At 45.2% G+C, this 10058-nt stretch carries 8 protein-coding genes; 6 read left to right on the forward strand and 2 right to left on the reverse strand.

Annotated features, from left to right (window positions below; translation table 11 throughout):
- The first annotated feature begins 137 nt into the window (after positions 1 to 137).
- The 3 genes from WBA89_RS21300 to WBA89_RS21310 all read left to right on the forward strand — a co-directional run bounded on the left by WBA89_RS21300 (position 138) and on the right by WBA89_RS21310 (position 3321).
- The gene (locus WBA89_RS21300; protein WP_424409268.1) at positions 138 to 1418 is read left to right on the forward strand and encodes a transposase; all 1281 of its coding nucleotides are present in this window, start codon (positions 138 to 140) and stop codon (positions 1416 to 1418) included.
- Positions 1419 to 1463: 45 nt separating this feature from the next.
- Positions 1464 to 2279: a SirB1 family protein gene (locus WBA89_RS21305; protein WP_424409270.1), complete on the forward strand. Its 816-nt coding sequence runs from the start codon at positions 1464 to 1466 to the stop codon at positions 2277 to 2279.
- A 433-nt stretch (positions 2280 to 2712) separates the two neighbouring features.
- Entirely contained in the window at positions 2713 to 3321 is a 609-nt protein-coding gene (locus WBA89_RS21310; RefSeq protein ID WP_424409272.1) for an alpha/beta hydrolase, read from the forward strand.
- 10 nt (positions 3322 to 3331) lie between these two features.
- Here WBA89_RS21310 and WBA89_RS21315 read toward each other — a convergent pair whose 3' ends face one another.
- Positions 3332 to 3796 carry an SRPBCC family protein gene (locus WBA89_RS21315; protein ID WP_424409274.1) on the reverse strand — a complete coding sequence of 155 codons (465 nt, stop codon included), beginning with the start codon at positions 3794 to 3796 and terminating at the stop codon, positions 3332 to 3334.
- Positions 3797 to 3873: 77 nt separating this feature from the next.
- Here WBA89_RS21315 and WBA89_RS21320 point away from each other — a divergent pair, with 77 nt between their 5' ends.
- From WBA89_RS21320 to WBA89_RS21330, 3 genes are all read left to right on the forward strand, one after another.
- Complete coding sequence (locus tag WBA89_RS21320) at positions 3874 to 5550, forward strand: mechanosensitive ion channel (RefSeq protein ID WP_424409275.1); 1677 nt, start codon at positions 3874 to 3876, stop codon at positions 5548 to 5550.
- A gap of 327 nt (positions 5551 to 5877) precedes the next feature.
- Positions 5878 to 6414 (forward strand): hypothetical protein, encoded by a 537-nt coding sequence (locus WBA89_RS21325; protein WP_424409276.1) that lies wholly within the window; start codon positions 5878 to 5880, stop codon positions 6412 to 6414.
- Positions 6415 to 6547: 133 nt separating this feature from the next.
- Positions 6548 to 7309 carry a Uma2 family endonuclease gene (locus tag WBA89_RS21330; RefSeq protein WP_424409278.1) on the forward strand — a complete coding sequence of 254 codons (762 nt, stop codon included), beginning with the start codon at positions 6548 to 6550 and terminating at the stop codon, positions 7307 to 7309.
- A gap of 26 nt (positions 7310 to 7335) precedes the next feature.
- Here WBA89_RS21330 and WBA89_RS21335 read toward each other — a convergent pair whose 3' ends face one another.
- Positions 7336 to 9921 (reverse strand): polynucleotide kinase-phosphatase, encoded by a 2586-nt coding sequence (locus tag WBA89_RS21335; protein WP_424409280.1) that lies wholly within the window; start codon positions 9919 to 9921, stop codon positions 7336 to 7338.
- Positions 9922 to 10058 lie beyond the last annotated feature (137 nt).

A 10058-nucleotide genomic window follows, 5' to 3' on the forward strand; every position in this document is an offset into this window, starting at 1 on the left:
CAATACTTCGGACAGTTTTGGAACAGGGACGCTCCCCGATCAGAGCCAAAAAGTCCCTGGGATTTTAACCGAAAATCCAAAAAAAAGGCACTTTTTACGTTAAGCTCTAAAAACACACGAACTTAAAAAAATGCCTGATGAATATTCTAGAATCCATCTTACAACAAATGTCAGGAATTAGTCAATCCCAAAAAAAGTTTATGGTGATTTTATTTTCCACCATATTGCTTGTCTATGGCAAGGTGAACTTTACCAATCTGAGCCGTTATAGTTCGTTGAGTGAAAAAACTTATCGCCGTCATTTCTTGAAAAATTTTGATTTTAGTGAATTCAATCAATACTTTATCAAGAAAGCCTTGAATCCTGAACGAACAATTATTGCTGTAATCGATTGTTCATTTATCAAAAAAAGTGGCAAAAAAACAGAAGGAAAAGCTACTTTTTATAATGGTGTGGCTGGCAGACCAGAATCGGGATTAGAAATTTCCGTAATTTCTCTGGTCGAAGTTAAAACTCATTTATCTTATAGTGTGAGTGTCAAACAAACACCCTGGCGTCCACCCACAGAACTACCCAAAAATCCCCTCACTGTTAGAGGCAAAAACAAGTCAAAAAAACCGACTAAAAAAGAGGGATTCCAAAGCTCAACGCCTGAATTAACAAGAGTTGACGACTATTCTCAACACTTAAAAGAAACTCGTTCTTTATTGCCAGAATCTGTACGTTATTTGGTAGCTGACGGTTATTATTACCGCGCTAAGTTCTGGGATGCTGTCAGAAATTCTAATTTAAATTTGATTAGCAAATTACGGTCTGATGCCAACTTAAATTACCTCTATACAGGTGAAAGAAATAAACGGGGAGCTCCTCGCAAATATGATGGAAAAGTAGACTGTAAAAACTTAAAAAATTTAACTTTTATTAAAGAAGTTAAGCCGGGGGTTAAGCTTTATTCATTAGTAGTATGGAGTGTTTGTTTAAAATGTAAAATACGTTTAGCTTGCCTTGGAGAAGTTCAACCTAACGGTAAAACCAAAAATATTTTATTGTTTAGCACTGAGCTCGCTCTGACAGGTGAGCAAATACTTGAGTATTATCAGGCTCGTTTTCAAATTGAGTTTATTTTTCGTGATGCCAAACAATTTACTGGTTTATCCTCTGGTCAATGTCGTAGTGGTCAACGCCTTAATTTTCATTTTAATGCCAGTCTAATTGCTTTAAATTTAGCCAAATATGAAGCTTATAATCGTCATTTGTCTCCCGAGTCATTCGTATTTTCAATGGCCTCTTATAAACGGCAGCAATTCAACAGACATATACTTTACACCTTTATTGATAAGTTAGATTTAGACCCGGATTTAATTTTAAATCACCCTAACCTTCCATCAGTCCTATCCTATGGTACTCTCGCTGCTTAAAAACTGTCCGAAGTATTGTTAATTAAAATCAAATAAATTATTAATATGGACTTTTCCAGAGCCAGACAACTTTTTTACCAAGAAATTAATCAGCCGGATGGCTCGATTGACCTCGCGAAAGCTGCCCTGTACATGGCTTTGGAGGAATACCCCAATTTTGAGCCCCAAGAATATCTCAATGTTCTCGATTCGATCGCCGATCGAGTGCGTTTGCGCCTCCCGCCACAGAATTATCCGCTGCGGATCATTCAAACTATTAACGGCTATTTGTATGAGGATTTGGAATTTTCGGGTAATGATGCTGATTATTATGACCCCCGCAATAGCTTTTTGAATCAAGTGCTCGATCGCCGCACTGGGATTCCGATTTCTTTATCTCTGGTTTATTTGGAGGTTGCTAAGCGCATTGATTTTCCGATGGTGGGAATTGGAATGCCGGGACATTTTTTGATTAAGCCGGATTTTGAAGGTGCTGGGATTTTTGTTGATGCTTTTAATGGCGGCGAGATATTATTTCCTGAAGATTGTCAGGGGAGACTTTCTCAAATTTACGGTCAACCTATGGAGTTGCAGCCGGCTTTTCTCGCCCCGGTAAGTCGCCGGCAGTTGCTGGGGCGAATGCTGGGAAATCTGAAGGCGATTTATTTGCAGCAGCGCGATGCTTTGAGGGTGTTGGGGGCGATCGAACGGCTGTTGCTGCTGTTTCCCCATGCGCTGGGGGAAAGGCGCGATCGCGGAATTCTTTTCTATCAAATGGGGCGTTTTGCTGAGGCGCGGCACGATTTGGAACTTTACCTGACAAATGCTCCGAATGCTGAGGATGCTGCTGCAATTCGCCAATTGCTCGGAAGGCTCGACTAGAACTAAACTTATACCATTTTCCAACATAAGTGCTACATAGAACCCCCCCAACCCCCCCTTGTTAAGGGGGGGGCTAGAAATTCATCTATAGCAAGTATTTATTAAATTGGTATTAAATGGGCGATCGCACAACATCGCACCCCAAGCCACACTCGATAAGTTTTACAAAGTTCGATCGAATTTTTGCAAATCTGGGCATAACATATAACCGAGCGATTAACACCTATCTTTTGATAGGTTACATTTGCTCGACCTGACTGTAAAATATTATGTCATTTACGGAACTTCTGAGTCCACTTTCTCGACTGATACCCGCAGAGACGATCGATCGAAACAGTATTTTGACGTAAAAAGGCACAAACCCATGAACTTTAAGTTTCAACAAAGTTATCCGAACCAAATGCAACCGCAGTCAGCCCATTTTACCAAAAGAATGTCAAAATCTTTATCATTAGGTTTGGCACTTTTGCTCTCGACAAGTGCAGTATTTCTGAGCAGCACCAAATCCTTTGCACTAGACAATGTTACCGTAAAATACGGTGCTATTGACGTAACTTTACCGATGAGCGACTTGCAAAGCTTTGCAGAAACCGGCACAGCATCACCTCAACTGCAAAGCGTTCTGAATCTGGCGAAACAAAATCCGGAGGCGGTGCGGGAAATATTAACGCGAGAAGTGGCTTTAGATTCCCAATTAGTAACGCGCTTGGCAAATACTTATTTTGGGGAAATTGTTTTAAAAGAATTGGGCGAGGTTGCTTATACGCCGACAACTCGGCTGCAAAGCGCGCCGGCACTGCGCGATGCTTTAATCGCCGCTTCTAAAGATGGCAAAATATCCCTGATCGAAGTGATTCAAAATTACGGGCCTGCCGCTTTAGAAGTAAATGGCAATCAAGCGGTGGTAATCTATGAGCGAGTTATCAAAGATTTGCAAGATATGCAGGCTTTATATCAGAATTCCCCAGCTTTGCAAAATACTGCTGGTCAAGCAAGACAAATGATTTGTCAGCCAAATTCATCATCGGGGACTGGGAAGTAAATAATACCGATTAGCTATTACTAATTTCTTGAGATAATTGCTCCGCTACTCGTTTGAGTCGGCGGAGTTGGTCTTTCATGTCTTTTTTGGTCAAAGAAGCTGCAAAGCTATTGAAACCAAATCTAATTAAAGGATTGGGGATTTGAAATTCAAAGCGGTTAATCAAAAGAGTTCCTTGGATGTGGGGCTGGCATTCCCAACGATCGCACCCTTGGAAAAATCCGTCAAACCCCCAAACAATTAAACCGGGTTGTCGCTCTAGCACCACGCTGTTTAAAGTGGGTTGCAAAACCGGAATTTTTATGATGAACAAGCTGCGGCTTCCCACAGCAGTATCCCACTCGCCCTCTGGTTCGCAGCGCAGCATGGGATTGAGCCACTCGTGCATCAAAGTGCGATCGACTATACAGCGCTCCACCAAGGTGGCAGCAGCGCGAATTTCAATTGATTGCTCGAAAACTTGACGAATTGACATGAAAACCTGCAAGCTAGAAGCGTATTCTTACAGTTTCTTATCTTCCTTGTCAAATCTGACGTTAACCTGAGAAAAAAATGAATGAAACTTGGCAAGAAATAACTCAACAGATGTCGGGGCAAATAGCGGTGTTGTCCGACCGCCTTTTGGCACAAGTCCAACCAGCCCCGAATCCGCTGGCAGAAGCTGAACGCGGATTGAACAATTTTGTTGTGGGTTCAAACATTGAAAATCTGATCTGGGCCGTCGGTATCCTGCTAATTGGCTTGATCGTATCGGCCCTCGTCTCCTCTTTAGTCGGGGGATTGCTCAAGAAGACTACCATAGACAACCGACTGGCTGGTTGGATTACCGGCCGCCCGGAAGGAGAAGGCTCTCCGCAAGTGGAAAAATGGATCTCAGCAGCCGTATTCTGGATCATTTTTATCTTTTTCCTAGTTGCCTTTTTCAACCGGCTGAATTTAACGGCTGTCTCGCAACCGCTGAATACTTTTCTCAATCAAATTGCTGGTGCTTTGCCGAAGTTAGCCAAAGCCCTAATTTTTCTGGGGATTGCTTGGGTGTTGGCGACAGTTGCCAAATTGGCATTGTCGCGGGCGATGCGGACTTTTGGCGTGGACGAGCGCTTGAACCAGCAGGTGGGGAATGCACCTACCGAGAATCCTTTGCTGCTGAGCGATACTCTGGCGAATGCGCTGTACTGGTTCATTTTTCTGCTGTTTTTGCCGTTGGTTCTCGAATCGCTGGATTTGCAGCAGGCTTTGCTACCAGTTAATAATTTGCTCAACCAAATTTTGGCGGCAATTCCAAAAATCCTGGAAGCTTTGCTGATCGGGTTTGTGGGCTGGCTGCTGGCTCAAGTGGTGCAGCGGATTGTTACGAACCTGCTGGCTGCTGCTGGGGCGGACAGTTTGGGCGCTCGGTTTGGTATTTCCCGGAGTTCGGGCGGACAATCGCTGTCGTGGATTATCGGTACGATCGTCTACGTGTTGATTTTGATTCCCACGGCGATCGCAGCTTTGAACGCTTTGGACATCCAGGCGATTTCGCTGCCGGCAATTGCGATGCTCAACGACATTTTGGGCGCGCTTCCCAACATTTTCACAGCAGCCCTAATTCTGGGGGTTGCTTACATTTTGGGGCGCTGGGTAGGCGATTTGGTGACTAATATCCTCACCGGAATTGGCTTTAACAATGTTTTTTCTTGGTTGGGAATGCAGCCGAAACAGCCGCTGCGGCTACCGTCAAGCTCGATCGATCCTGAAGCAACGATTCTGCAAGAACCGGATATTGCCTCCCGCACGCCTTCGCAATTTGTCGGCATTGTGGTGCAGGTAGGCATCATGCTGTTTGCTGTGGTTGCCGCTACCGACGTGCTGGGGATTCCGGCGCTGACGGCGATTGTCAGCGGTATTGTGCTGGTTGCAGGTAGGGTGCTGGCCGGTTTGGTGGTATTTGCGATCGGCTTGTATTTGGCGAACCTGGCCTTTAGTTTGATTGCCAGTTCTGGAACTCGCCAAGCGCGGTTGTTGGGCCAAACGGCTCGCATCGCGATTATTGCTTTTGTGGCGGCATTAGCGCTGCAACAAATGGGCATTGGCAGCGATATTGTGAATTTAGCTTTCGGGCTGCTCTTGGGGGCGATCGCAGTTGGAATTGCTCTAGCCTTTGGTCTGGGCGGGCGCGAGATTGCGGCCAACGAACTTCGCGAATGGTTAGCGTCCTTTAAACAAGATAAAACGCCGCGTTTGTAACTCTATAAAATGGCGTTTGTCAAGTACATACGCCATTTTTTTTTGATTGTGAGTCCCTAGCGCATTGCTACACTTTTACTGCACTTCTAGACGATCGCCCATAAAATAGACTTCTTGCAAAAATAGTTAGGACGGGCTAGAAGCCCATCCACAAAAATCTTTTTTCTTGTGGGATGGGCTTCTAGCCCGTCCCAAGATTTGATTAAAAGGACTGAGGCAAGAGGTCTAATTTAAAAACGCCACCGAACTCCTGATTTTTAGGCGATCGGAACCATGAAAAATGCCGTAGTCCCCACTTCAAATCCCCTCTAAAGGAGATATTCAAAGATGAAATCATTTTTCAGACCTCTGTTGTGGGCGATCCCTTACCGAGAAGCAACCATCCATCTACCGCTAACCAAAGAACCAATCCGCCAACGACTCGCGACCATTATTCCAGCCAATGTAATTGGGGTAACGCCTACACTCGTAGGAGGGCAACTTCCTTACCGATACAAAATTTATCTTGATGGCTATTCCCTGCGCGCGATCGGACCTTCGGGAAATCGGAGATGGTGTTTAGTGACGCAAGGAGAAATTCAAGACATTCCCGGTGGTTCGTTGCTGCGACTGACGCTGCGTCTTTCCACCCTCATTATTGTCCAATTATTACTGAGTTTGGCGCTCCTTATCGGGTTTCTTACGATTTTCTTTATCGAAGAAATGAGCTTGTTAATCATCCTACCAATCATCCTATTTTTTACGATGCAGTTCTTATTTATAATGGCGTTTAATTTTAAATACGAAGCCGATTGCACCTTAGAGATACTCAGACAGCTTATAGCAGATTGCCAGCTTGTAGATGGCAGTAGCAGCATTGATTGACCGATTCAAAAATCGATACCAGCTTATGATAGCGGCATGAAAAAACCTTTGTCAAGTACAAACGCCTTTTTATTATAATTAGTTTCTCTAACCTGCTAAAATAAAATCAGAGAGAATGGAGGAGACTTAAACCGTGACAGTTTTCACTCAACAAATCGAAGAAGAAATAGAATATCCCAGCAGCGACGGAGAGCCGATGGCGGAAAGCGATATCACGCGCGATTACATGACTTACGGCGTGGAAGCTTTGAAGCTGCACTTTGAATCGCGATCGGATGTATACGTGTCAGCAAATTCTTTCGTCTATTACGAAGAAGGCAATAAAGCAGCAGTAGTTGCTCCCGATATTTATGTAGTATTCGGAGTCAGAAAACGCCAAAGAGATAACTATAAAATCTGGAAAGAAGCCGGTATAGCGCCGCAGTTTGTCTTAGAAATAACATCCGAAACAACTCAAGATGTAGACCAAGAAACCAAACCAGAAACCTATCGAAGTTTGGGAGTCAGGGAATACTTTCAGTACGATCCGTCTGGAGATTATCTGAATCCGATATTGCAAGGACTGCGTTTAGTCAACAACCAGTACCATCCGATTCCCGCCAATAATATCGCCTTCGATACGCTGTGGCTGTACAGCGAAGTATTGGGACTGGAATTACACATAGTCTCTGGAGAATTGAGGTTTAGAAATCCTCAAACAAAAGAGTTTCTGAAGACTCATGAGGAAGAGCAACAAGGACGACTGGCGGCGGAACAAGGACGACTGGCGGCGGAATTAGCCTTGCGATCGCTCATTTCTAACCTGTTAAATTCGGGAATGAATTTAGAGCAAGTTGCACAAATGATGAATTTATCGACATCGGAAGTGCAACGATTAATAGGGATAGATGTGTGAGCGATCGCCTGCTTTATACCTTCAGATTACAGCCTAGGATCGACAGGTTCGCTCTCCATCGCTAAAACTCCGAAAACGCACTCGTGAACTTGCCTCAAAGGAGCGCCCGCCACAAATCTCTCCAATGATTCTACACCGAGAGCAAACTCTCGCAACGCCAAAGAACGCTTCCCTGAAAGCCCGCGCGATCGCAATTTTTCTAAATGTTCCGGCAAAGAATATTCCAAACCATAAATAATCCGCAAATACTCTTTTCCGCGACATTTTACCGCAGGCTGTACCAGTCCTTTACTATTTTTTACGGTAAATTCCATCGACTTAACAACCATGCCTTCTCCTCCCGCATCAGTCAGTTTTTCCCACCATTTAATCCCCGCTAATTGGCTGTCATAATCTGCTATTTCAACTACTTTGTATTCAGTGGCTAACAGAAAATCTGGGTCAGCTTGACAAATTTCTGCAATCTGTTCCATGTGCCAACAGTGATTTTTGTCGGTGTGAACTTTTCCCTCAGTTGCCAAGATGTGGAAAGGTGCTAACTTGAGATCGGAGATTGATTGCACGGGCCAGCAGTAGCGCTGATAGGCATTAACATAGCGATCGGCTAATTCGGCTCGTTCCCGGTAGCTAGCGAGCAAAGCATTAACTTCAACTCCCCGCTGACTTGCCTGTTCTAAATTCTTAATTGCCGCCGCAAACCCGTGACGGGATGCTGTTCCCGCAGGAGCGTATTGTTCTTGTAACAAACCTTGAGCTTTGGCAGACCAAGGCATTAATTCGCAGTCTAAACACACCCAATCGGTTTGAAATTTATCCCAAAAATTGCTGGTGGTGAGAGCAGCATTTACCCTGGCTAAAAATTCTGTTTCTAAGGTATAATTATCGAAGAAATGCCGTCCGGTACGGGTGTAACAAATGCCAATGCTGTTGTTGAGAATTCCGAAGCGCCGTTTAGCAACAGATTCATCGCGGCAAACAATGACAACGGCGCGGGAACCCATGTGTTTTTCTTCGCACACAACTGTTGATATCCCCTGCTTTTGGTAGTAGCTAAAGGCTTCGGCTGGATGTTCTAAAAGTCCGGGTTGTTTGGAAGTAGCAACGGGAGACATTGTGGGCGGCAAATAAATCAGCCATTTGGGATTGGCGGCAAATCTGCTCATGACTTCAAGGGCGGCGATCGCATTTTCTTCTCGAATCGTAATGTTGCTTTGCAGGCGAGTGGAAATAATTCGTTTTCCCAATACATCGGTAATGTCTAATACGTCGTCAAATTGCTGTTGAGCGGTGAGAGGAGTTGCAACAGAAGTAAGTGCGATCGGCTTCACAGGTTCGCAGTAAATTCTCGCAGCCGCAACGCTGACAAATTCTCTTTCGGGATAGCGCAAAGCTGTTAGTTTGCCGCCGAAAACACAGCCCGTGTCAATATCAACAGTATTGTTCAACCATTCTGTTTCGGGAACGGGGGTGTGTCCGTAAACAACCGCTGCCTGACCTCGATATTCGGCTGCCCAATTGTAGCGGACTGGTAAGCCAAATTCATCGATTTCGCCGGTTGTTTCACCGTAGAGTGCAAAATCTCGAATGCGGCCCGAGGCGCGTCCCTGAAATTCTGCTTTCATCCCGGCGTGGGCGACGACTAATTTGCCGCCGTCGAGGACGTAATGACCGATTAAACTGTCTATAAATGTGCGTATTTCTGTGGCAGCAGATTCGCGGGATTCGTCGGGCAAAGCTGCTATTTCTGCTAAGGTTTGTTCGAGTCCGTGATTGATTTTGACATTTTTGCCGTTGAGTTTTTTCAGCAATTTAATGTCGTGATTGCCGGGGACGCACAAAGCTGTTTCTGCAACTACCATGTTGCGGGCGAGTTTGAGGGTGTCGAGAATGCGCGGGCCCCGATCGACCAAATCGCCCAAAAACACGGCTTTGCGCCCTTCTGGGTGCGCGTAGGTGGGAAAATCCCAGAAGCCGGACTCGCTGGTTTTTTCCACAATTTGATAGCCCAACTGTTGCAGCAATTGCTCTAATTCGCCGCAGCAGCCGTGAATATCGCCGATGATGTCAAACGGGCCGGACTCGCTTTTGCGGTTGTTCCACAGCGGTTGTCTTGCGACTTCTACCGCGTCGATTTCCTCTGGGGAACGGAGGATGTAAACGTAGCGAAATCCTTCGCGATCGAGAGATTTGAGCGATCGCTTTAAATTCTGAACGTGGCGGCGAACTACGTGACTGCCGAAGTTGCGGTTTGGACGTTGTTGATTGCGATCGGCACACAATTTTTCGGGTAAATTTAGCACAATTGCGGCCGAAATGCAATGGTATTTTCGAGCTAATTCTAACAAAGGTTTGCGACTTTCCGGCTGAACATTTGTCGCGTCTATAACAGTTAATCGCCCTGCTGCTAGCCGTTTAGCAACGATAAAGTGCAGTAATTCAAAAGCATCGCTGGTTGCAGCTTGATTGTTTTCGTCATCGGAAACCAGCCCCCGGCAATAATCCGATGAAATGATTTCTGTAGGTAGGAAATGTTGGCTGGCAAAGGTAGATTTACCGGAACCGGATGCACCGATGAGAACGACTAAAGATAGTTCTGGAAGGGTAATTTTCATGGAATAATTATGAGTTATTAAATTACTCGTTACTAGGCTCTGCCTGGTAACGCAGATCCCGAGGCTCTGCCTCGAATTTTCATCGCACCTCGCGAGGCAGAGCCTCTGGCCATCGGTTCCCAGGCAGAGCCTAGGAA

Origin of the sequence: Microcoleus sp. (assembly GCF_049646505.1) — a bacterium.
Classification (GTDB): Bacteria; Cyanobacteriota; Cyanobacteriia; order Cyanobacteriales; family Microcoleaceae; genus Microcoleus.

Coding starts and splice junctions, on each gene's coding strand:
- WBA89_RS21300 (WP_424409268.1), top strand. CDS start 138: ATGAATATTCTAGAATCCATCTTACAACAAATGTCAGGAATTAGTCAA.
- WBA89_RS21325 (WP_424409276.1), top strand. CDS start 5,878: ATGAAATCATTTTTCAGACCTCTGTTGTGGGCGATCCCTTACCGAGAA.
- WBA89_RS21320 (WP_424409275.1), top strand. CDS start 3,874: ATGAATGAAACTTGGCAAGAAATAACTCAACAGATGTCGGGGCAAATA.
- WBA89_RS21310 (WP_424409272.1), top strand. CDS start 2,713: ATGTCAAAATCTTTATCATTAGGTTTGGCACTTTTGCTCTCGACAAGT.
- WBA89_RS21335 (WP_424409280.1), bottom strand. CDS start 9,921: ATGAAAATTACCCTTCCAGAACTATCTTTAGTCGTTCTCATCGGTGCA.
- WBA89_RS21315 (WP_424409274.1), bottom strand. CDS start 3,796: ATGTCAATTCGTCAAGTTTTCGAGCAATCAATTGAAATTCGCGCTGCT.
- WBA89_RS21305 (WP_424409270.1), top strand. CDS start 1,464: ATGGACTTTTCCAGAGCCAGACAACTTTTTTACCAAGAAATTAATCAG.